23 protein-coding genes, 1 rRNA gene and 1 pseudogene are annotated in these 21,810 nt (G+C 55.7%); 17 read left to right on the top strand and 8 right to left on the bottom strand.

Features of this window, described 5'->3' with window-relative positions:
* From lpxD to GS12_RS18710, 12 genes and pseudogenes are all read left to right on the top strand, one after another.
* A pseudogene (gene lpxD, locus GS12_RS18765) lies at positions 1 to 365 on the top strand (UDP-3-O-(3-hydroxymyristoyl)glucosamine N-acyltransferase); the annotation flags it as partial.
* A gap of 191 nt (positions 366 to 556) precedes the next feature.
* Complete coding sequence (fabZ, locus tag GS12_RS18760; RefSeq protein ID WP_034949603.1) at positions 557 to 1,012, top strand: 3-hydroxyacyl-ACP dehydratase FabZ; 456 nt, start codon at positions 557 to 559, stop codon at positions 1,010 to 1,012.
* Positions 1,013 to 1,015: 3 nt separating this feature from the next.
* A complete protein-coding gene (lpxA, locus tag GS12_RS18755) occupies positions 1,016 to 1,804 on the top strand; it encodes an acyl-ACP--UDP-N-acetylglucosamine O-acyltransferase (RefSeq protein ID WP_034949601.1) in 789 nt (262 codons plus the stop codon).
* Positions 1,805 to 1,807: 3 nt separating this feature from the next.
* On the top strand, positions 1,808 to 2,986 hold the full coding sequence (gene lpxB, locus GS12_RS18750) for a lipid-A-disaccharide synthase (protein WP_052118526.1): 1,179 nt from the start codon (positions 1,808 to 1,810) through the stop codon (positions 2,984 to 2,986).
* A complete protein-coding gene (gene rnhB, locus GS12_RS18745) occupies positions 2,983 to 3,609 on the top strand; it encodes a ribonuclease HII (protein ID WP_034949598.1) in 627 nt (208 codons plus the stop codon). Before lpxB ends, rnhB begins: the two co-directional genes overlap by 4 nt.
* Before the next feature lie 11 nt (positions 3,610 to 3,620).
* Complete coding sequence (gene dnaE / locus GS12_RS18740; protein WP_034949596.1) at positions 3,621 to 7,103, top strand: DNA polymerase III subunit alpha; 3,483 nt, start codon at positions 3,621 to 3,623, stop codon at positions 7,101 to 7,103.
* Positions 7,104 to 7,115: 12 nt separating this feature from the next.
* Positions 7,116 to 8,075, top strand: coding sequence for an acetyl-CoA carboxylase carboxyl transferase subunit alpha (accA, locus tag GS12_RS18735; RefSeq protein ID WP_034912476.1), 960 nt, complete (start codon positions 7,116 to 7,118; stop codon positions 8,073 to 8,075).
* A gap of 266 nt (positions 8,076 to 8,341) precedes the next feature.
* The gene (locus tag GS12_RS18730; protein ID WP_034949594.1) at positions 8,342 to 8,527 is read left to right on the top strand and encodes a YegP family protein; all 186 of its coding nucleotides are present in this window, start codon (positions 8,342 to 8,344) and stop codon (positions 8,525 to 8,527) included.
* Positions 8,528 to 8,611: 84 nt separating this feature from the next.
* Positions 8,612 to 10,750: a lysine decarboxylase LdcC gene (locus tag GS12_RS18725; RefSeq protein ID WP_034949590.1), complete on the top strand. Its 2,139-nt coding sequence runs from the start codon at positions 8,612 to 8,614 to the stop codon at positions 10,748 to 10,750.
* Positions 10,751 to 10,825: 75 nt separating this feature from the next.
* Positions 10,826 to 11,215 carry a VOC family protein gene (locus GS12_RS18720; protein ID WP_034949588.1) on the top strand — a complete coding sequence of 130 codons (390 nt, stop codon included), beginning with the start codon at positions 10,826 to 10,828 and terminating at the stop codon, positions 11,213 to 11,215.
* 34 nt (positions 11,216 to 11,249) lie between these two features.
* Positions 11,250 to 12,542 (top strand): tRNA lysidine(34) synthetase TilS, encoded by a 1,293-nt coding sequence (gene tilS, locus GS12_RS18715; RefSeq protein ID WP_034949585.1) that lies wholly within the window; start codon positions 11,250 to 11,252, stop codon positions 12,540 to 12,542.
* Positions 12,539 to 12,856 (top strand): c-type cytochrome, encoded by a 318-nt coding sequence (locus GS12_RS18710; protein WP_034949582.1) that lies wholly within the window; start codon positions 12,539 to 12,541, stop codon positions 12,854 to 12,856. Before tilS ends, GS12_RS18710 begins: the two co-directional genes overlap by 4 nt.
* Positions 12,857 to 12,893: 37 nt before the next feature.
* Here the strand turns inward: GS12_RS18710 and rof are convergent, their stop codons facing one another.
* Together rof and GS12_RS18700 are read right to left on the bottom strand one after the other, a co-directional pair.
* Complete coding sequence (gene rof, locus GS12_RS18705) at positions 12,894 to 13,157, bottom strand: Rho-binding antiterminator (RefSeq protein ID WP_034912483.1); 264 nt, start codon at positions 13,155 to 13,157, stop codon at positions 12,894 to 12,896.
* The gene (locus GS12_RS18700) at positions 13,144 to 13,344 is read right to left on the bottom strand and encodes a YaeP family protein (RefSeq protein ID WP_034918878.1); all 201 of its coding nucleotides are present in this window, start codon (positions 13,342 to 13,344) and stop codon (positions 13,144 to 13,146) included. Before GS12_RS18700 ends, rof begins: the two co-directional genes overlap by 14 nt.
* Before the next feature lie 133 nt (positions 13,345 to 13,477).
* On the opposite strand from GS12_RS18700, the gene GS12_RS18695 reads away from it, so the two are divergent.
* Genes GS12_RS18695 through GS12_RS18685 form a run of 3 tightly spaced genes read left to right on the top strand, consistent with a single transcriptional unit; the run spans position 13,478 to position 14,874 of the window.
* On the top strand, positions 13,478 to 14,032 hold the full coding sequence (locus GS12_RS18695; RefSeq protein ID WP_034949579.1) for a YaeQ family protein: 555 nt from the start codon (positions 13,478 to 13,480) through the stop codon (positions 14,030 to 14,032).
* On the top strand, positions 14,029 to 14,451 hold the full coding sequence (arfB, locus tag GS12_RS18690; RefSeq protein ID WP_034949578.1) for an alternative ribosome rescue aminoacyl-tRNA hydrolase ArfB: 423 nt from the start codon (positions 14,029 to 14,031) through the stop codon (positions 14,449 to 14,451). Before GS12_RS18695 ends, arfB begins: the two co-directional genes overlap by 4 nt.
* An 18-nt stretch (positions 14,452 to 14,469) precedes the next feature.
* Positions 14,470 to 14,874: a copper resistance protein NlpE N-terminal domain-containing protein gene (locus tag GS12_RS18685; RefSeq protein ID WP_051936977.1), complete on the top strand. Its 405-nt coding sequence runs from the start codon at positions 14,470 to 14,472 to the stop codon at positions 14,872 to 14,874.
* A 42-nt stretch (positions 14,875 to 14,916) separates the two neighbouring features.
* On the opposite strand, the gene proS is transcribed toward GS12_RS18685, so the two are convergent.
* From proS to metN, 6 genes are all read right to left on the bottom strand, one after another.
* Positions 14,917 to 16,635, bottom strand: a complete 1,719-nt coding sequence (proS, locus tag GS12_RS18680; RefSeq protein WP_034949577.1) for a proline--tRNA ligase — start codon at positions 16,633 to 16,635, stop codon at positions 14,917 to 14,919.
* Positions 16,636 to 16,731: 96 nt separating this feature from the next.
* Complete coding sequence (gene tsaA / locus GS12_RS18675; protein WP_034949576.1) at positions 16,732 to 17,439, bottom strand: tRNA (N6-threonylcarbamoyladenosine(37)-N6)-methyltransferase TrmO; 708 nt, start codon at positions 17,437 to 17,439, stop codon at positions 16,732 to 16,734.
* Positions 17,436 to 17,840 (bottom strand): Rcs stress response system protein RcsF, encoded by a 405-nt coding sequence (rcsF, locus tag GS12_RS18670; RefSeq protein WP_034949575.1) that lies wholly within the window; start codon positions 17,838 to 17,840, stop codon positions 17,436 to 17,438. The genes tsaA and rcsF overlap by 4 nt, the downstream gene beginning before the upstream one ends.
* A 130-nt stretch (positions 17,841 to 17,970) precedes the next feature.
* The gene (locus GS12_RS18665) at positions 17,971 to 18,786 is read right to left on the bottom strand and encodes a MetQ/NlpA family lipoprotein (protein ID WP_034912495.1); all 816 of its coding nucleotides are present in this window, start codon (positions 18,784 to 18,786) and stop codon (positions 17,971 to 17,973) included.
* Positions 18,787 to 18,816: 30 nt separating this feature from the next.
* Positions 18,817 to 19,470 carry a methionine ABC transporter permease MetI gene (locus GS12_RS18660; protein ID WP_034949572.1) on the bottom strand — a complete coding sequence of 218 codons (654 nt, stop codon included), beginning with the start codon at positions 19,468 to 19,470 and terminating at the stop codon, positions 18,817 to 18,819.
* Positions 19,463 to 20,494 carry a methionine ABC transporter ATP-binding protein MetN gene (metN, locus tag GS12_RS18655; protein WP_034949570.1) on the bottom strand — a complete coding sequence of 344 codons (1,032 nt, stop codon included), beginning with the start codon at positions 20,492 to 20,494 and terminating at the stop codon, positions 19,463 to 19,465. The genes GS12_RS18660 and metN overlap by 8 nt, the downstream gene beginning before the upstream one ends.
* Before the next feature lie 179 nt (positions 20,495 to 20,673).
* Between metN and gmhB the strand changes: the two genes are divergently transcribed.
* Together gmhB and GS12_RS18645 are read left to right on the top strand one after the other, a co-directional pair.
* Positions 20,674 to 21,234 carry a D-glycero-beta-D-manno-heptose 1,7-bisphosphate 7-phosphatase gene (gene gmhB, locus GS12_RS18650; protein WP_034949568.1) on the top strand — a complete coding sequence of 187 codons (561 nt, stop codon included), beginning with the start codon at positions 20,674 to 20,676 and terminating at the stop codon, positions 21,232 to 21,234.
* Between the two features lie 385 nt (positions 21,235 to 21,619).
* Positions 21,620 to 21,810 (top strand): 16S ribosomal RNA (locus GS12_RS18645); the annotation flags it as partial.

The raw sequence follows: 21,810 nt of genomic DNA, 5'->3' as shown, positions 1-21,810 counted from the left end.
TTGATAACACTCAGATCGGGAATGGTGTTATCATTGATAACCAGTGCCAGATTGCACATAACGTTGTGATTGGCGACAATACCGCTGTTGCTGGCGGCGTGATCATGGCGGGCAGTTTAAAAATTGGCCGTTACTGCATGATTGGCGGCGCAAGCGTTATAAACGGCCACATGGAAATTTGTGACAAAGTTACCGTTACCGGAATGGGAATGGTCATGCGACCAATTACCGAACCAGGAGTATACTCCTCAGGCATTCCGCTACAGCCCAACAAAACCTGGCGCAAAACGGCAGCGCTGGTAATGAATATCGATGAAATAAGCAAACGCTTAAAAAACGTCGAGCGCAAAGTCAATCAGGACTAAGCATTCTCAACCAGTCTGAAGCCAGCTTTCGCAGTTTGAACGACCGGCGGCAGTTACAACCGCTCGAACAGATAAAACGGAATGCTGAGCCCGATGCACGGATACTGATTCGCGGCCTGCAAGGGATTTTAAGAACCTTGCAGGCCGTCTTATTGATGCCATCAGATTATTTTTAGGACAGGAAGAGTATTTTGACTACTGAAACTCATACTCTGAAGATTGAAGAGATTATTGAACTGCTGCCGCACCGCTATCCTTTTCTGCTGGTCGACCGCGTACTTGAATTCGAAGCGCACAAGTATTTGCGCGCGGTGAAGAACGTATCGGTAAACGAACCGTTTTTCCAGGGACACTTCCCTGGTAAACCGATTTTGCCAGGCGTGCTGATTTTAGAAGCCATGGCGCAGGCAACGGGAATTCTTGCGTTCAAAAGCGTAGGCAAACTCGAGCCTGGCGAACTGTACTATTTCGCCGGTATTGATGAAGCGCGCTTCAAGCGTCCGGTTGTACCGGGCGATCAGATGATCATGGAAGTCACCTTCGAGAAAACTCGCCGTGGGTTGACCCGCTTTAAGGGCGTGGCGACCGTTGACGGCAAAATTGTCTGCGAAGCAACGATGATGTGTGCCCGCAGCCGGGAGGCGTAATCCGTGATTGATGAATCCGCTGTTATCCATCCTTCGTCCGTCATTGAAGAGGGCGCCGTTATTGGCGCTCGCGTTCAAATTGGCCCATTTTGCTACATTGGCGCCAATGTTGACATCGGCGAAGGCACCGTCCTGAAATCGCATGTGGTTGTTAACGGGCACACCAGAATCGGCAAAGATAATACTGTTTATCAATTTGCCACCATCGGGGAAGCGAATCAGGATCTTAAATACGCTGGCGAACCTACCCGCGTAGAAATTGGCGATCGAAACAGCATCCGTGAAAGCGTCACTATTCACCGCGGTACCGTTCAGGCCGATAGCCTGACAAAAGTCGGCAGCGATAACCTGCTGATGGTTAACGCGCACATTGCCCACGACTGCATTATTGGCGATCGCTGCATTCTTGCCAACAACGCCACGCTGGGCGGCCACGTTACGGTGGATGACTATGCCATTATCGGCGGCATGACGGCGGTTCATCAATTCTGCATCATTGGCGCACATGTGATGGTGGGCGGCTGCTCCGGCGTCGCGCAGGACGTGCCGCCGTTTGTCATTGCGCAGGGTAACCACGCCACGCCGTTCGGCATCAACCTTGTGGGGCTGCAACGCCGCGGCTTCAGTAAAGAAGGGCTGCATGCCATCCGTAACGCCTATAAAGTTCTGTACCGTAGCGGGAAAACGCTGGATGAAGCGAAACCCGAAATCGCTGAAATCGCGCGTCAACACGCGGAAGTGCAGCCGTTTTATGACTTCTTCACCCGCTCGACCCGAGGTTTGATCCGTTAAGTTATGCCATTGTCATCGGATAGCTATCCCGCTCGTCCAGGCGGGCGCGCCTTAACGATTGCCCTTGTCGCCGGAGAAACCTCCGGCGATATTCTTGGTGCCGGTCTGATTCGGGCATTAAGAGAAAAGCATCCCGACACGCGTTTTGTCGGCGTTGCCGGCCCGCTGATGCAGGCTGAAGGCTGCGAGGTGTGGTATGAGATGGAAGAGCTGGCGGTCATGGGCATTGTTGAAGTGGTTGGCCGCCTGCGCCGCCTGCTGGCGATCCGCAGCGATCTCACCCGCCGCTTCAGCGAGCTGAAGCCGGACGTGTTTGTGGGCATTGATGCGCCAGACTTTAATATCACGCTGGAAGGCCGCCTCAAGCAGCGTGGCATTCGCACTATTCACTATGTCAGCCCGTCGGTCTGGGCCTGGCGCCAGAAGCGCGTTTTCAAAATTGGTCGTGCCACCGATATGGTGCTGGCGTTCCTGCCTTTTGAAAAAGCGTTTTACGATCGTTTTAACGTCCCCTGCCGCTTTATTGGTCATACAATGGCTGATGCGATGCCGATCGAGCCTGATAAGAAAGCGGCGCGTCGCGAACTGGGGATTGCGGAAGAGAAACGCTGCCTGGCGCTGCTGCCGGGGAGCCGAAGCGCAGAAGTCGAGATGCTCAGCGGCGACTTTCTGAAAACGGCGATGCTGTTGCGACAGAGATGGCCGGATCTGGAAATTGTGGTGCCGCTGGTGAACCCGCGTCGGCGGGAACAGTTCGAGAAGATTAAAGCCGAGGTGGCGCCGGATCTGGCCGTGCATCTGCTGGATGGCAAGGGCCGCGCCGCCATGATCGCCAGCGACGCTGCGCTGCTGGCATCAGGCACTGCCGCACTGGAGTGCATGTTGGCGAAGTGCCCGATGGTGGTGGGTTACCGCATGAAGCCCTTTACCTTCTGGCTGGCAAAGCGTCTGGTGAAGACCGACTACGTTTCGCTGCCCAACCTGCTGGCAGGACGCGAGTTGGTGAAGGAGCTGTTGCAGAATGAGTGCCGCCCGGCGTTGCTCGCCGCCGCGCTTGAGCCGCTGATGGCTGAAGGCGAAACCCGCCGCCAGCTGCTGGCAACCTTCACGGAACTGCATCATCAAATTCGCTGGAACGCCGATGAACAGGCAGCGACAGCGGTACTGGAGCTGTGCCCATGAATCCGTTTGTTTACCCCGTTGCCACCTGTATCGCGGGCGTTGACGAAGTCGGCCGCGGCCCGTTGGTCGGCGCAGTGGTGACGGCGGCGGTGATCCTCGATCCGAGTCGTCCCATTGCTGGTCTGGCGGATTCCAAAAAATTGTCGGAAAAGCGTCGTCTGGCGTTGTACGATGAAATACAGGAAAAGGCATTAAGCTGGAGCCTGGGACGCGCGGAGCCGGAAGAGATCGACAGCCTGAATATCCTGTACGCTACCATGTTGGCGATGCAGCGCGCCGTGGCAGGTCTTGCTATTACGCCGGACTTCGTGCTGATTGACGGCAATCGCTGTCCGGCGCTGCCGATGCCCTCTCAGGCGGTGGTTAAAGGCGACAGTCTGGTGGCGGAAATCAGCGCCGCATCGATTATGGCAAAGGTCACGCGTGACAGAGAGATGGCAGAGCTGGATCTTCTGTTCCCCGAATATGGCTTTGCGCAGCACAAAGGTTATCCTACGGCGCTGCATCTGGAGAAACTGATCCATCACGGCGCCACGCCGCACCATCGCCGTAGTTTTGCGCCGGTGCGCAACGTGCTGCTGGATGCTGACGTTGCCGCCGCCGTACGTACAGTTCAGACTTAAGCGGAAAAAAAATGGCCGAACCTCGTTTTATTCATTTACGCGTACACAGTGACTATTCCATGGTTGATGGCCTGGCGAAAACTGGCCCGCTGGTGAAAAAAGCGGCGGAGCTTGAGATGCCGGCCATTGCCATTACTGACCACACCAACCTCTGTGGCCTGGTGAAGTTTTACGGCACGGCGCACGGGCAGGGCATTAAGCCGATTATCGGCGCCGACTTCAAAGTTGCCAGCGATGCAATGGGCGATGAGCTTTCGCAGTTGACGGTACTGGCGGCCAACAACACCGGTTATCAAAATCTCACGCTGCTGATCTCGCGCGCCTACCTGCGTGGCTACGGCGGCGCGGGCCCGGTCATCGATCGCGACTGGCTGATCGCGCTGTCGGAAGGGCTGATCCTGCTCTCCGGCGGGCGCTGCGGCGACGTAGGCAAAATGCTGCTGCGCGGTAATCAGACCATGGTTGCCGAATGTCTGGCATTCTACCAACAGCACTTCCCGGATCGTTACTACCTTGAACTGGTGCGCACGGGCCGCGCAGATGAAGAAACATACCTGCACGCCGCCGTTGAACTGGCGCTGGCGCAGGGCGTGCCGGTGGTAGCGACCAACGAAGTTTGCTTCCTTGAGGCGGATGATTTCGACGCGCATGAAATACGTGTGGCGATCCACGACGGCTTCACGTTGGACGATCCCAAACGCCCGCGCAATTACAGTCCCCAGCAGTATATGCGCAGCGTTGACGAAATGTGCGAGCTGTTTTCGGATATCCCGGAAGCGCTGGAAAACAGCGTGGAGATCGCCCGCCGCTGCAACGTGACCATTCGCCTCGGCGAGTACTTCCTGCCGCAGTTCCCCACCGGCGATATGACCACCGAAGATTTTCTGGTGGTGAAATCGCGTGAAGGTCTGGAAGAGCGCCTGGCGTTTCTCTTTCCCGATCCCGCTGAACGCGCGGAAAAACGGCCCGCCTATGACGAGCGTCTTGAAGTCGAACTTAACGTTATCAACCAGATGGGATTCCCTGGCTACTTTCTGATCGTAATGGAGTTTATCCAGTGGTCGAAGGATAACGACGTGCCGGTGGGGCCGGGACGCGGCTCCGGCGCCGGTTCGCTGGTCGCTTATGCTTTAAAAATCACCGATCTCGATCCGCTGGAATTTGACCTGCTGTTCGAACGCTTCCTCAACCCTGAGCGCGTCTCCATGCCCGACTTTGACGTCGACTTCTGCATGGAAAAGCGCGATTTGGTGATTGAGCACGTGGCCGATATGTACGGCCGTAAGGCGGTTTCGCAGATTATCACCTTCGGCACCATGGCAGCTAAAGCCGTTATTCGTGACGTGGGGCGCGTGCTGGGGCATCCGTATGGTTTTGTCGATCGTATTTCCAAGCTGGTGCCGCCCGATCCTGGCATGACGTTGGAAAAAGCGTTTGCCGCCGAGCCGCAGCTGCCGGAAGTTTACGAAGCGGATGAGGAAGTCAAAGCGCTGATCGACATGGCGCGCAAGCTGGAGGGCGTAACGCGAAACGCCGGGAAGCACGCGGGCGGTGTGGTAATTGCGCCGACGCAGATCACCGATTTTGCCCCGCTCTACTGTGATGAAAACGGCAACCATCCGGTTACCCAGTTCGACAAAAACGACGTGGAATACGCCGGGCTGGTGAAGTTTGACTTCCTCGGCCTGCGCACCTTAACCATCATCGACTGGGCGCTGGAGATGATCAACGCCCGGCGTAAAAAACAGGGCGAGCCGCCGATAGATATCGCCGCCATTCCGCTGGCAGACCCGAAAAGCTTTGATATGCTGCAACGCTCGGAAACCACTGCGGTATTCCAGCTTGAATCGCGCGGCATGAAAGATCTCATTAAGCGACTGAAACCGGACTGCTTCGAAGACATGATCGCGCTGGTGGCGCTGTTTCGTCCCGGCCCGCTTCAGTCGGGCATGGTGGACAACTTTATCGATCGCAAGCACGGGCGCGAAGCGATCTCCTATCCGGATATTCAGTGGCAGCATGAATCGCTGAAACCCGTGCTGGAACCGACCTACGGCATTATCCTGTACCAGGAACAGGTAATGCAGATTGCGCAGGTGCTGGCCGGCTACAGTCTGGGCGGCGCCGACATGCTGCGCCGCGCCATGGGCAAGAAAAACCCGGTTGAAATGGCCAAACAGCGCGGCGGTTTTGAAGAGGGCGCCAAATCGCGCGGCATTGACGGCGAACTGGCGGTGAAAATCTTCGATCTGGTGGAAAAGTTTGCCGGATATGGCTTCAACAAATCGCACTCGGCGGCCTACGCGCTGGTTTCCTATCAGACGCTGTGGCTGAAGGCGCATTATCCCGCCGAATTTATGGCGGCAGTGATGACCGCCGATATGGATAACACCGAAAAAGTGGTCGGGCTGGTTGATGAGTGCTGGCGAATGGGCCTGAAGGTGCTGCCGCCGGACATCAACTCCGGCCTTTACCAGTTCCACGTCAATGATGACGGCGAAATCGTCTACGGCATCGGCGCCATTAAAGGTGTCGGTGAGGGGCCGATTGAAGCAATCATTGAAGCACGCAACAAAGGTGGCTACTTTCGCGAGCTGTTTGATCTTTGCGCGCGCACCGATACAAAAAAACTCAACCGCCGCGTGCTGGAAAAGCTTATTATGTCCGGCGCTTTCGACCGGCTGGGGCCGCATCGCGCCGCGTTGATGAGCGCGCTGGGCGATGCGTTGAAGGCGGCCGATCAGCACGCAAAAGCCGAGGCCATCGGCCAGGCCGACATGTTCGGCGTGCTGGCGGACGAACCAGAGCAGATCGAGCAGTCTTACGCAGACGTCACGCCGTGGCCGGAACAGGTCAGGCTGGATGGCGAGCGGGAGACGCTGGGTCTTTATCTCACCGGCCACCCGATTAATCAGTATCTGAAAGAAATAGAGCGTTACGTGGGCGGGATGCGTCTGAAGGACATGCATCCGACTGAACGAGGCAAAACCACGATGGCCGTTGGCCTGGTAGTGGCGGCCCGCGTAATGGTGACAAAACGCGGTAATCGAATTGGCATCTGCACGCTGGACGATCGTTCTGGTCGGCTGGAAGTGATGCTGTTTACCGACGCGCTTGACAGGTTCCAGCATCTGCTGGAGAAAGATCGTATTCTGATTGTCAGCGGACAGGTCAGCTTTGATGATTTCAACGGCGGCCTTAAAATGACCGCCCGCGATGTGATGGACATTGATGAAGCCCGCGAAAAATATGCACGCGGACTTGCTATCTCGCTGACAGACAGGCAAATTGATGACCAGCTTTTGAACCGTCTCCGTCAATCCCTGGAGCCCCATCGTTCGGGAACGATTCCGGTACATCTCTATTACCAGAGAGAGGATGCGCGGGCGAAACTGCGCTTTGGCGCAGCGTGGCGCGTGTCGCCCAGCGATCGTTTACTTAACGATCTGCGATCGCTAATCGGATCAGAGCAGGTGGAACTGGAGTTTGACTAAAACAGGATTATTATGAGTCTTAATTACCTGGATTTTGAACAGCCAATCGCAGAGCTTGAGGCGAAAATTGATTCACTCAAATCGGTTGGCCGTCAGGATGAAAAACTGGATATCAATCTGGACGAAGAAGTACAGCGTCTGCGTGAGAAAAGCGTAGAGCTGACGCGTAAGATCTTCGCCGATTTAGGTGCCTGGCAAATTGCGCAGCTGGCGCGCCATCCTTTGCGTCCTTATACGCTGGACTACGTCCGCAATGTCTTTACCGATTTTGACGAACTGGCAGGCGATCGCGCCTACGCAGATGATAAAGCCATTGTTGGCGGCATCGCCCGTCTGGACGATCGTCCGGTGATGATCATCGGTCATCAGAAAGGCCGCGAAACCAAAGAAAAAATTCGCCGTAACTTCGGCATGCCTGCGCCGGAAGGTTATCGCAAAGCGCTGCGCCTGATGGAAATGGCCGAGCGTTTTAATATGCCGATTGTGACCTTTATTGACACACCGGGCGCTTATCCGGGCGTCGGCGCCGAAGAGCGCGGGCAAAGCGAGGCAATCGCCCGCAACCTGCGCGAAATGTCTGGCCTGAAAGTGCCGGTTATCTGCACCGTTATCGGTGAGGGGGGATCCGGCGGCGCGCTGGCGATTGGCGTGGGCGATAAGGTTAATATGTTGCAGTACAGCACCTATTCGGTGATTTCGCCGGAAGGTTGCGCCTCTATTCTGTGGAAGAGCGCGGACAAAGCCCCGCTGGCCGCCGAAGCGATGGGCATCATCGCCTCCCGCCTGAAAGAGCTGAAGTTGATCGACACGGTGATCCCTGAGCCGTTGGGCGGCGCGCACCGGAACCCGGTGGCAATCGGCGCTTCGCTGAAGGCGCAACTGCTGGAAGATCTGGCCGAGCTGGACGGACTCAGCAAGGAAGAGCTGCTGGATCGTCGCTATCAGCGCCTGATGAATTACGGTTACGCCTGAACATATTCCTTCCCTTCTCATATGCAGCGGCGAAAACCGCTGCATTCTCCGATCTGAATCCTCTCCTCCTGAATAGTTAACTTACATTAAACCTTATTACGTGTTCATTTTGGGTAACCTGTTAATATTTAGTTAATGCGTGGGAAAATATGAAGCGTAAATTGTGTGACAGGTCAGATTTATTAATGTTTTAGCTTGATTGCTTACGCATTAATGTATTCTATTACGCCATCGCGCAGGAGCGTGTTAATTACACAGGAGGTCTTATGGGTTATTACGAATTAAGAAAATCGAACAAGGATACATCTCAGCCCTGGTATTTTGTGCTGATTGCGGGTAACCATGAAGTTATCGCTACCAGCGAAATGTACGCCAGTAAACAGGGCGCTCAGCGCGGGATTGAATCCGTCCGTCAAAACGCCCCCACCTTCGCTGTCAACGATAAGACCTGATCGCTTCGGGGCAGAATAATCCTGCCCCGGCACACCATCTTCGCTATGCTTATTCCTTGCCGCAACGCCAACAGGAGGTGAGCATTGAACATTATCGCGATCATGGGCCCCCATAACGCATTCTATAAAGACGAACCCATTCGTGAGCTGGACGACGCGCTGAATGCCCGTAAATTTCAGACTATCTATCCGAAAGACGCCAACGATCTGCTCAAGTTGATTGAGCACAATCCGCGCATCTGCGGCGTGATTTTCGACTGGGACGAATACAGCTTCGATCTCTGTAGCGAAATTAATCAGCTTAATGAGTATCTGCCGCTATACGCGTTTATTAATACCCACTCCACGATGGACGTCAGCATCAATGAAATGCGCATGGCCGTCTGGTTCTTCGAATACGGGCTGGGCGCGGCGGAAGAGATTGCACAACGCATCAGCCAGTACACTGACGAATATTTCGACACCATTACGCCGCCGCTGACCAAAGCACTGTTCACCTATGTGAAAGAGGGGAAATATACCTTTTGCACCCCCGGCCATATGGCGGGAACGGCCTTTCAGAAAAGCCCGGTTGGCACGCTGTTTTATGATTTTTTTGGCGCAAACACGCTGAAGGCGGATGTCTCCATCTCCGTCACCGAATTGGGATCGCTGCTCGATCACACCGGCCCGCATCTGGAGGCCGAAGAGTATGTGGCAAGAACCTTCGGGGCCGAGCAGAGCTACATGGTGACGAATGGCACCTCGACCTCGAATAAAATTGTTGGCATGTATGCGGCACCGGCAGGCAGCACGGTACTGATCGATCGCAACTGCCACAAGTCGCTGACGCATCTGCTGATGATGAGCGATATCATTCCCATCTGGCTTAAACCAACGCGCAACGCGCTGGGTATTCTCGGCGGTATTCCTAAACGCGAGTTCACTAAAGAGAGCATTGCGCTGAAAGTGGCACAAACCGAGCGCGCCAGCTGGCCGGTCCATGCGGTGATCACCAACTCCACCTACGACGGGCTGCTGTACAACACGCAATATATTAAAGACACGCTTGAGGTGCCCTCCATTCACTTCGACTCCGCGTGGGTGCCGTACACCAATTTTCACCCGATTTACAGCGGGCTGAGCGGCATGAGCGGCGAGCGTACACCGGGCAAAGTAATTTATGAAACGCAGTCCACGCACAAGCTGCTGGCCGCGTTTTCGCAGGCGTCGCTCATTCATATCAAGGGCGATTATGACGAGCAGACCTTTAACGAAGCCTACATGATGCACACCACCACCTCGCCGAACTACGCGATTGTTGCATCAATTGAAACCGCGGCGGCGATGCTGCGCGGCAATCCGGGCAAGCGGTTAATCAACCGCTCGGTTGAGCGGGCGCTGCATTTCCGGCGTGAAGTCCAGCGGCTTCGTGAAGAGTCCGACGGCTGGTTCTTTGATATCTGGCAGCCGGAAGGCGTGGACGAGCCGGAATGCTGGCCGATTCAGCCAGGGGATGAGGCGTGGCATGGCTTTGTGGACGCCGATGCGGATCATATGTACCTCGATCCGATCAAAGTCACCATTCTCACGCCCGGCATGAGCGAGCAGGGCGAGATGGCGGAGGAGGGCATTCCGGCCGCGCTGGTGGCCAAATTCCTGGACGAACGCGGCGTGGTGGTGGAGAAAACCGGCCCTTACAATCTGCTGTTCTTATTCAGCATTGGCATCGATAAAACCAAAGCGATGAGCGTGTTGCGTGGACTGACGGAATTCAAACGTGCCTACGATCTCAATCTGCGGGTCAGAAACATGCTGCCGGATCTTTATGCGGAGGACCCTGATTTTTATCGTAATATGCGTATTCAGACGCTGGCGCAGGGCATTCATCGCCTGATCCGCGAACACGATCTGCCGCGCCTTATGCTTCAGGCCTTTTCAACGCTGCCGGAAATGAAGATGACGCCGCATCAGATGTTTCAGCAGCAGGTGCAAGGCAATGTGGAAACGGTGGATATCAGTGAAATGGTCGGGAGAGTGTCGGCCAATATGATCCTGCCCTATCCGCCAGGCGTGCCGGTGGTAATGCCGGGCGAGATGGTTACCGAAGAGAGCCGTGCGGTGCTCGATTTTCTGCTGATGCTCTGCACCATAGGTAAACACTACCCGGGCTTTGAAACAGATATTCACGGTGCGCGATTGACGGAAGACGGCCAGTATTTAGTGCGTGTGCTGAAGGCGTGAATGCAGGATTATGCCATTGTTACGCCGTGAGTAACGGCGTAGCGTATGACGCGCAGTCATCAAAAAAGGATAATTATGTTAACAATCAGCCACATTCATCATATTGCAATCATCGCCAGCCATTATGAAACCAGTAAGGCGTTTTACTGCGACATACTGGGCTTTACGCTGCAAGAAGAAGTATATCGCGAGGCGCGTAACTCCTGGAAAGGCGATCTCGCGCTGAACGGGCAGTACGTCATCGAACTGTTTTCATTTCCGTCGCCGCCCGCGCGGCCTACGCAACCGGAAGCCTGCGGGCTGCGTCACCTGGCGTTTTGCGTGGAGGATATTGACGCGGCGGTGCAGCACCTGACGGCGAAAGGCGTCAACTGCGAGGCGATCCGCGTTGATCCGCTGACCGATAAACGCTTTACCTTTTTCAGCGACCCGGACGGTTTGCCGCTGGAGCTGTATCAGGCGTAAACTGGCGCAGAATTTATTTCTTTTGCGGAACGCTATGTCAGCTTTGCTCACACTCGAACATCATCTTGCCGGCCGCCAACAGCTGCTGGTGGCCTACAGCGGCGGACTGGACTCCAGCGTTCTGCTTCACCAACTGGTGCTGCTGCGCGAACAGCGCCCGTCGCTGAAACTGCGCGCCATCCACATTCACCACGGGCTCAGCGCGTATGCCGATCGCTGGGTGGAACATTGCCGGCGTCAGTGCGACGCGTGGCAGGTGCCGCTGGACGTGGTGAGGGTGACCATTAATGCAAAAAAGCACGGCGTTGAAGCTGCGGCGCGCGCGGCGCGCTATGCCGCTTTTGCTCAGCATCGGGCAGAAAATGAGTGCCTGCTTACCGCGCAGCATCTGGACGATCAGTGCGAAACGCTGCTGCTGGCGCTGAAGCGCGGTAGCGGCCCGGCGGGGCTGTCGGCCATGCCGCACGCGGCGCGGCATCACCTGCGGCCGTTGCTCTCCTGCTCCCGTGACGCGCTGGCATCGTGGGCCGCCGCGCATCATCTGACGTGGATCGAGGACGACAGCAATCAGGATCGTCGCTTTGACCGCAACTTTTTACGCCGGGAAATAGTGCCGCAGCTCTCCGCGCGCTGGCCGCATTTTGCGCAGGCCGCCGCGCGCAGCGCGGAGCTCTGCGCAGAGCAGGAACAACTGCTGAACGAGCTGCTGGCGGAAACGCTCTCTGAACTGGTAAATGACGAGGGCGCGCTGTGGTTTCGGCCGCTTGAAGAGATGAGCGAAGCGAAACGCGCCGCGCTGCTGCGTCGCTGGATTGCCGGACAGCAGGGGTTGATGCCATCGAGAGACGCGATTCGGCGCATCTGGCAGGAGGTTGCCTGTAGTCGGGAGGACGCCGTACCGCGCCTGGTCTGCGGAAGCGCAGAAGTCCGTCGTTTTCGCGATCGCCTCTACTGGCTGCCTGTTACCGTATCCATAGCCGATACGGTGATTGACTGGTCCCCGCCTTTTGCGCCGCTGATGTTGCCAGACGGGTTGGGCCGGCTCAGTATGGGCCAGGGGGAAACGCGGGTGCGCACACCGACGGAGAACGAGTCGGTCAGCGTGCGTTTTCGTGCGCAGGGGCAGTTTCACCTGGCAGGGCGAGCGGGAAGCCGCCCGTTGAAAAAGATCTGGCAGGCGTTGGGCGTACCGCCGTGGCAGCGTGAGCGAACGCCGCTGCTCTTCTATAACGAAAACTTAATTTCAGCCGTCGGCGTATTTGTCACGCGCGAAGGCGAGGCGGCAGCGTCGCCGTGTTGGCAGCTTGCGTGGAGCAAAAATTCATGAATATACGTTTAAAGTTAGTGGCGCTGGCGGTTTACGCCGTCGCGCTGCCAGGGTTTGCAGCGGGCAATCCCGCCGCCGGGCAGCAAAAATCAGCGAGCTGTCAGGCCTGCCACGGTGCGGAAGGCAAGGCGAAAGTAACACTTTATCCCAATCTGGCCGGGCAGCACGCCGACTATCTGGCTCACGCTATGCACGCTTATAAAAAAGGAGAACGCAGCGGCGGCCAGGCGGAGGTGATGAAGGCGTTTGTTTCGGGACTGAGCGATGAGGACATTGATGATTTGGCGGCGTGGTATGCCAGTATGAAGCCCTGATGAAGGGAAGGGACGGAGGTGATTCCGTCCCGCAGGATTAATCAGACTCACTAACCGAAACGGTACCCAGCTCAGGATGGCTGAAACGCGCGATGTGGTCGAGGCGTAATTCGCGAACCTCGCCGGAGAGATCGACCGCCAGATATTCAACGTTTTTACGCGATATCATATCCGTAGCTTTCGCCTGTAGCACTTCACCGTTTTTCAGCTCAAGCGCCAGCACCCAGCTCTTCTGGCAGGCAAGTTCCAGGTTGTCGTAATCGTCGCAGTTAATGGGCTTATAGGCTTCATTCGTCAACATAATCACTCACCAATAAGTTAGCAGCAGCAAACGCTGCCTGTTCCCTGATGGAAGAGTGTAGCGCATCGTTTGCCGCTACCTCATTGAGTGCTTTCAACACGCATTCCAGGGCGTCCGGCACGTATCCCAGATCGCCGCTGCCGATTTGGGCGTATTTCTGGCGAACTAAATCACAATACTTTTGCAAGTGCACCTCCCGGACCACATTTTCTTCGTTGATTTCACGACTATAGCACAGGCTGTACGGCGAAATCAGCCACGTGGCGAGTGATTTGCTGAAGCCTGAGGTACAATAGGCGGCAATATGTATAAGGAATTTTATGGCACTTAAAGCAACAATCTATAAAGCCGCCGTCAACGTGGCGGACATGGACCGATCGGTCTTTCTCGACAGCAACCTGACGCTGGCCCGCCATCCTTCAGAAACGGAAGAGCGCCTGATGCTGCGGCTGGTGGCCTGGCTGGTCAACGCGCACGAGCGGCTGACGTTTACCCGTGGCCTGAGCGCGGAGGATGAGCCTGAAATCTGGCGAATGAACGACCATAACGGCATCGAGCTGTGGGTGGAGTTGGGCCTGCCGGACGAGCGCAGAATAAAAAAAGCATGCAGCCGCTCAGGCGAAGTCTGCTTATATACGTACAACGCCCGCGCCGCGCAGATTTGGTGGCAACAGAACCAGGCTCGCCTGGCGCAGCAGGATAATCTGACCGTACGTTTCCTGGATGATGAACAGCTTAAGGCGCTGACGCAGCTTGCCTCGCGTTCAATGACGCTTCAGGCCACCATTCAGGACGGCACCATCTGGCTGTCGGACGAGCAGCACCATCTGGAGCTGCACTTTACCGACTGGCTGGTTAACGGCAAGCTGGCATGATTGTTCTGTCGCAGAATGTGACTATCCCCGACAGCGAGCTTGAGATCACTGCGATCCGCGCGCAGGGGGCGGGCGGTCAGAATGTGAATAAAACCTCGACGGCGATCCACCTGCGTTTTAACGTGCACGCCTCCAGCCTGCCCGGGTTTTACAAATCTCGCCTGCTTGCCGCCAGCCATCATTTGATCACCCCTGATGGCGTGGTGATCATTAAAGCCCAGGAGTACCGCAGCCAGGAGATGAACCGGGAAGCGGCGCTGAAGCGGCTTGAAAATTTAATCCGTGAGCTGACGGCACCGGAGAAAACGCGACGCGCGACGCGGCCGACGCTGTCATCGAAAAAGCGTCGGCTGGAAAGTAAAACGCGCAAGGCTACGATTAAATCTTTGCGCGGCAAAATGCGCCGCGTGCCGGACTGACTGATGCAGGAGAAGAGAATGAAAAAGAGCGTTATTGCGCTGCTGGCAACGCTGTTAGCGGGGCCGCTGGTGGGATGTCAGAATCATGATGCTGCGCCGGTCGCAGAAACGCCTGAAACCATGGCCGAAACTTATCAGGGAACCCTGCCTTGCGCCGATTGCGCAGGCATTCAGGTTTCACTTTCGCTGCGTCAGGGCGGTCGCTATATGCTGAACGAGCGCTATAGCGGAACCAACGAAGAGAGTACCGCGCAGCAGGGCCGTTGGACCCGAACGGCAGAACGGCTGGTGCTGGTATCGGATAAAGGAGAGAAGCGCTATTTCCGGCCGTTGAATGACGGGCTGGAGATGCTGGATAAGGAAGGACTGCCGATCCGTTCAACGCATCGTTATCAGCTGATGCCGGTGAAAACGGTGAAGTGAAAATAACGACAGGCCGCCAAAACGGCCTGTCGGGCGAAACGCTTAGCCGTTGATTTCAGCGATCAGGAAGTCGACGATAGCGTCAGTGCTGATCATCCGCTTCTCGCCTTCGCGACGGGATTTGTACTCGATTTCGTTGTTATCGAGATTACGATCGCCAATCACAATGGTATGCGGCACGCCAATCAGCTCCATATCTGCAAACATCACGCCCGGACGCTCTTTACGATCGTCGAGGATCGCATCAATGCCGCTGGCGCGAAGCTGGTTGTAAATCTCTTCCGCCAGCTCTTTCACGCGAAACGATTTGTGCATGTTCATCGGCAGGATCGCTACCTGGAAAGGCGCCAGCGCCGCAGGCCAGATAATGCCGCGATCGTCGTGATTCTGCTCAATGGCGGCAGCCACAATGCGGCTGATACCGATGCCGTAACATCCCATGGTCAGGATCTGATTGCGGCCGTCTTCGCCCTGTACGGACGCTTTCATCGCCTCGGAGTATTTTGTGCCGAGCTGGAATATATGACCGACTTCGATGCCGCGTTTGATCATCAGCGTGCCTTTTCCGTCCGGGCTGGCGTCGCCTTCCACCACGTTACGGATGTCCGCCACGCGAGGTAAAGGCAGATCGCGCTGCCAGTTGATGCCGGTAAAGTGCTTGCCGTCAACGTTGGCGCCCGCGCAGAAATCGCTCATGGCGGCGACGGTACGATCGACAACCACCGGCACGGTCAGGCCAATCGGGCCGAGTGAGCCCGGACCTGCGCCAATAGCGGCACGGATTTCGTCTTCGCTGGCGAAGGTTAACGGCGCCGCAACGATATCGATCTTCTCTGCTTTCACGTCGTTCAGTTCGTGATCGCCGCGCACCAGCAGCGCCACCAGCGAATGACCGCTTTCTGGTGTTGCTCTCACCAGCAGCGTCTTAACGGTTTTTCGAATCGGCAGGCCAAACTGCTCAACCAGCGCGGCGATGGTTTTTGCATCAGGCGTATCAATCTCTTTCAGCGCCTGCGTTGCGTCCGGACGACCGCCCGCTGGCGCGACGGCTTCGGCCATCTCAATATTGGCCGCGTAGTCAGATTCAGTAGAGAAAACGATATCGTCCTCGCCGCTCTCTGCCAGCACCTGAAACTCGTGAGACGCACTGCCGCCGATTGAACCGGTATCCGCCTGCACCGCGCGGAAATCCAGCCCCATCCGGCTGAAGCTCTGGCTGTAGGCGCGGTACATATCATCGTAGGTTGCCTGAAGCGATTCCTGTGAGGTGTGGAATGAGTACGCGTCTTTCATAATGAATTCGCGACCGCGCATCACGCCAAAACGCGGGCGCACTTCGTCGCGAAACTTGGTCTGAATCTGATAAACGTTCAGCGGCAGTTGCTTATAGGAACTCAGCTCGTTGCGGATCAGATCGGTCACCACTTCTTCATGCGTCGGGCCAAGGACGAAAGGGCGATCGCCGCGATCGACAAAGCGCAGCAGTTCCGGGCCATACTGCTCCCAGCGTCCGCTCTCCTGCCACAAATCCGCTGGCTGAACGACCGGCATGGAGATCTCAATGGCACCGGCGTTGTTCATCTCTTCACGCACGATGTTTTCAACTTTCTTCAGTACGCGCAGGCCGGTCGGCAGCCAGGTATAAAGACCGGATGCCAGTTTGCGGATCATCCCTGCGCGTAGCATCAGCTGATGGCTGATGACTTCGGCGTCGGCAGGCGTTTCCTTTTGTGTGGAGAGCAGATATTGAGTCGTACGCATGAGTTACCATTCCCGTTAAGCGATACAGTGCGCTGTAAAAATCTGGCGGCTAGTGTACCAGCGCGGCAGGGGACTCAAAAGATGCAGAGAAATAAATTAACGGCGATCGACCGCAATCACTTCTGTTCCGCTTGCATTCACCCGCCAGCGCACGTTGAAATCGAGCAGCCAGGCGGCGTATTCGCGATCCGGCTCTTCGCCCTGACGGTAAGCTGGCCGGGGATCCTGCGCCAGAACCTGCGCAATAAAGCGTGCCAGGTGCGGATAGTACTGCGCGTATGCAGCAATTTGCTGCCCGGCCTGCGATGAAAATGATACCGGCATCGTGGCGGCAGGCGCCTGCTGCGCAAAGCCAGCCCGCGCGTCGGGTATCGATTCCGCAAAGGGCAGGTAGGGTTTGATATCAACAACCGGCGTGCCGTCTACCAGATCCAGACTGCCCAGCTCCAGCACAACGCTGCCTTTTTCGCTGCGAATGCCGGTCAGCTCGACCAGCGACATGCCGATGGGATTCGGACGAAATGTGGATCGCGTGGCGAACACGCCCATGCGCGCGTTGCCGCCCAGCCGTGGAGGGCGCACCGTTGGTCGCCAGCCGCCCGCCATGGTTTGATGGAAGACAAACAGCAACCACAAATGGCTGAACGATTCCAGTCCGCGTACGGCTTCGGGCTGATTGTACGGCGCGTGAAGGTGAAGCTCGCCGCCGCCGTCCTCAATCAGGCCAGGCTGGCGGGGAACGGCAAATTTTTCCTTCCAGGGAGAGTGAACAGTGCCGATTTTCTGGAAGGAAAAGGAACTCATTGGTTCGACACTTTCAGCGCGGAGCCCTGGCAAACGGCCTGGCGATAGCAGCCCTGAGCGCTGCTGACGACTTCGCAATGGTGCAGCAGTACGGCGTTGGCCTTCATGGAAGACGCGCGGATCTGCATTCTTTTGCGGGCGGTATTGATGTTCGGCGGCGAGTTTTGCGCGCTGGCCTGACAGTCTTCGCCATACACTTCGCCCAGATCGCGGAAGGGTTTGCTCACCAGATCGCCGGCGTCAGTATAGAGTTTTACCATGGCAGGACGCGGCGTGGGCTTAACGCGTGTTAACTCCGTTTGCGGGGTTGGCTTAAAAGGCTCAACAGGTTTGTAAGGCTTATGCAGCAGCGAACACCCTGTGAGCGAGAGGGCTAACAAACAGAGCGGTAGAACACGCATGGGAAAATCCTCACATTCGGTAAAAGTGGCGTTATTGAAACAATCTCAGGGAGAAATAACAAGGGATCCGGAAAGAACAAAGCGGGCATTTAGCCCGCTTTGCAGCCTGTCCCGCATAAAAATGCAGTAATTACCAGCCTTTCACTGCGCCGCCGTTGAAGATCTTGTTGGCCGCTTCATTGACGTCATCAGTCTGATACGCCTGAACGAATTTCTTCACGTTCTCTGCGTCTTTATTATCTTCACGCGCAACGATCATATTGACGTACGGCGAGTCTTTGTCTTCCACAAAGATGCCGTCTTTAGCTGGCGTCAGATTGATCTGGCTGGCGTAGGTGGTGTTGATCACTGCCAGGGCAATCTGCTGATCGTCCAGTGAACGTGGCAACTGCGGAGCTTCCAGCTCAACCAGCTTGATGTTTTTCGGGTTTTCGATCACATCCAGCGAGGTTGGCATCAGGCCCACGCCCTCTTTGAGCTTGATCAGGCCCACTTTCTGTAATAACAGCAGCGATCGGCCCAGGTTAGTAGGATCGTTAGGAATGGCAACCTGTGCGCCGTTCTGCAACTCATCTAATGATTTGATTTTCCTGGAGTAACCTGCGATAGGGTAGACAAAGGTGTTACCCACGGAAACCAGCTTGTAGCCGCGATCCTTAATCTGCTGATCCAGGTAAGGTTTATGCTGGAAAGCGTTGGCATCGATATCGCCTTTGCTCAGCGCTTCATTCGGCAGCACGTAATCGTTAAAGGTGACCAGCTCGACGTCGAGGCCAAACTTATCTTTTGCGACTTTTTTCGCCACTTCAGCAACCTGCTGCTCGCTACCGACGATCACGCCGACCTTGATGTGATTCGGATCTTTTTCTTTCTGATCGCAGCCTGCCAGAGCCAGTGAACCCATCAGCGCAGCCACAGCGGCAAATGTTTTTACGTTAAAAGACATATCCCTTCCTTAATCAATATGAACGGTTTTTTATCGGTGCGTGACCACGCGTACAATGCGGTCGCCGCAGAATTGAATCAAATACACCAGCACGACCAGCAACACCAGGACCGTGTTCATCACGGTAGCGTTGTAGCCGATATAGCCATACTGATAACCAATCTGGCCCAGTCCGCCCGCGCCCACCGCGCCACCCATTGCAGAATAGCCTACCAGCGTAATTAGCGTAATGGTGGCGGCATTCACCAGCCCCGGCAGCGCTTCCGGCAGCAACACTTTGCAAACGATCTGCAACGGCGTGGCGCCCATGGCGCGGGATGCTTCAATCAGTCCCGAAGGCAGCTCAAGCAGTGCGTTTTCCACCATGCGCGCGATAAAGGGCGCGGCGCCAACGGTGAGCGGCACAATGGCCGCCTGCAAACCGATTGATGTTCCCACCACCATGCGGGTAAAGGGGATCATCCAGACCAGCAGAATAATGAAAGGGATCGAGCGGAAAATATTTACCGCCGCCGACAGCGTACGGTAGAGCTTCACGCTTGACATGATCTGTCCCGGCCGGGTCACGTAAAGCAGCACGCCCACCGGCAGGCCAAGAACAAAACCGAAGAAACCGGAGACAAAGGTCATCATCAGCGTTTCCCAAATGCCGCGACCCAGCAGCCACATCATTGCTTCAGACATAGCCCAATACCTCTACTTTCACGTGGTGCGCTTGCAAAAATTCCATGGCGGCCTGCGTGTCCGCCGTGTTGCCGTGCATTTCGGTCAGCATGATGCCGAATTTGACGCCGCCGGCATAATCCATCTGCGCGCTGATAATATTGTTATTCACATTGTAGCGGCGGGCTGACTCAGAAAGCAGCGGCGCATCGACCGACTGGCCGGTGAATTCAAGGCGTAATAAAGGAACGCGATCCGGTTGGCTTTCTGCCGACAGCCGCGCGGAATAGTCTTCCGGAATATCCAGATGCAGCGTGGACTGAATAAACTGCTGCGCCAGCGGCGTCTTGGGATGCGAGAACACTTCGCTTACCGTATCCTGTTCAATCAACTCACCCTGGCTGATGACCGCCACCCGATCGCAAATACGTTTCACCACGTCCATTTCATGCGTGATCAGCAGTATGGTAATGCCCAGACGGCGGTTAATATCTTTTAACAGCTCAAGGATGGCGCGCGTTGTCGCCGGATCGAGCGCGCTGGTTGCTTCATCGCACAGCAGCACCTTCGGATTACTGGCCAGCGCGCGGGCAATAGCAACGCGCTGCTTCTGACCGCCAGAGAGATTTGCGGGCCACGCATCCTGTTTGTCGGCAAGGCCAACCAGCTCAAGCAATTCATGGACGCGCGTTTTGATTTCATCACGCGAGAGCTTGCCTAACTCCAGCGGCAACGCGACGTTACCCGCCACGGTGCGCGAGTTCATCAGATTGAAATGCTGAAAAATCATGCCGATCTGACGCCGCGCCTGGGTAAGCTGGCTTTCTGAAAGGGTGGTGAGATCCTGATTATCAACCAGCACGCTGCCTGACGTCGGACGCTCAAGCAGGTTAACGCAGCGGATTAACGTACTTTTCCCCGCGCCGGATGCGCCAATGACGCCGTAAATTTGCCCCGCAGGCACGTGCAGGCTGACGTCTGACAGCGCCGTTATCGTGCGTGTGCCTTGCTGGAACACTTTTGTGATATTCGAAAGTTTTATCATTTTATTTGGTAATGCAGTTATCCGTGGCGTTCATTTGAAAAGATACCGGCAGTGCGGCATGCGGGTGGATGGTAAGGCATCCAGACGGCTGAATCAATGAAAGTCACTCAAACTGTCATTCTCTCCCGCGACCTAATCATGCGATACTTATGCACATCTTTTGCAGCAGGAGTTTCTACGTGACAGACAAAGTCCCGGCAATATTTCTCGATCGCGACGGCACCATAAATGTCGATCATGGTTATGTACATGAAATCGATAAGTTCCATTTTATCGATGGCGCTATCGAGGCGATGAAAGAACTAAAAAGTATGGGCTTCGCGCTGGTGATGGTGTCGAATCAGTCCGGCATTGCGCGCGGAATGTTCACGGAAGATACCTTTATGCGTTTGACCGAATGGATGGACTGGTCGCTGGCGGATCGCGATGTCGATCTTGATGGTATCTACTTCTGTCCGCACCACCCTGACGCGGCGGTGGAGGCTTACCGGCAGTCGTGTGATTGCCGTAAGCCCGCCCCCGGCATGCTGCTCAGCGCGCAACGCGACCTGAATATCGATATGGCCGCCTCTTATATGGTTGGCGATAAACCCGAAGACATGCAGGCGGCGCAGGCGGCAGGCGTGGGGAAAAAGGTTTTAGTGCGTAGCGGTAAAGCCGTTACGGCCGAGAGTGAAAAAGAAGCAGACTGGGTAATCGATAGCCTTGCAGACCTGCCTTCACGCATAAAACAGGGTTAAAAAGCGTCGTTTTGCGTGAAGTTTCAGCGAACAATAAAAAAGTTCATTTTTATGCTTGCCTTCCCCTGAGGCATCCCTATAATGCGCCTCCATCGAACGGCAGCAGGGCAGACGTCCGGCGCTGAATGATGAAGAGAAAATTCTGTAAAACAGGGTTGACTCTGAAAGAGGAAAGCGTAGTATACGCCACCTCGCGAACCGCCGGTTAAGCCGCGTTCGCACTGCTCTTTAACAATTTATCAGACAATCTGTGTGGGCACTCGCAGGATTGATATCACAGCCTTCGGGCAGATGAACTATCAAGTCTTTGCTGAGTGAACACGTAATTCATTACGACGTTTTAATTCACAGAGCATCGCCATCCACGTGATGGCAAATCAGACTTTAATTGAAGAGTTTGATCATGGCTCAGATTGAACGCTGGCGGCAGGCCTAACACATGCAAGTCGAACGGTAGCACAGAGGAGCTTGCTCCTCGGGTGACGAGTGGCGGACGGGTGAGTAATGTCTGGGGATCTGCCCGGTAGAGGGGGATAACCACTGGAAACGGTGGCTAATACCGCATAATCTCGCAAG

Source organism: Erwinia oleae (assembly GCF_000770305.1).
In the GTDB taxonomy this organism is placed as follows: domain Bacteria; phylum Pseudomonadota; class Gammaproteobacteria; order Enterobacterales; family Enterobacteriaceae; genus Erwinia; species Erwinia oleae.
Note: the sequence above shows the minus strand (reverse complement) of the source record. Positions and strands in the feature narration are given on the sequence as shown.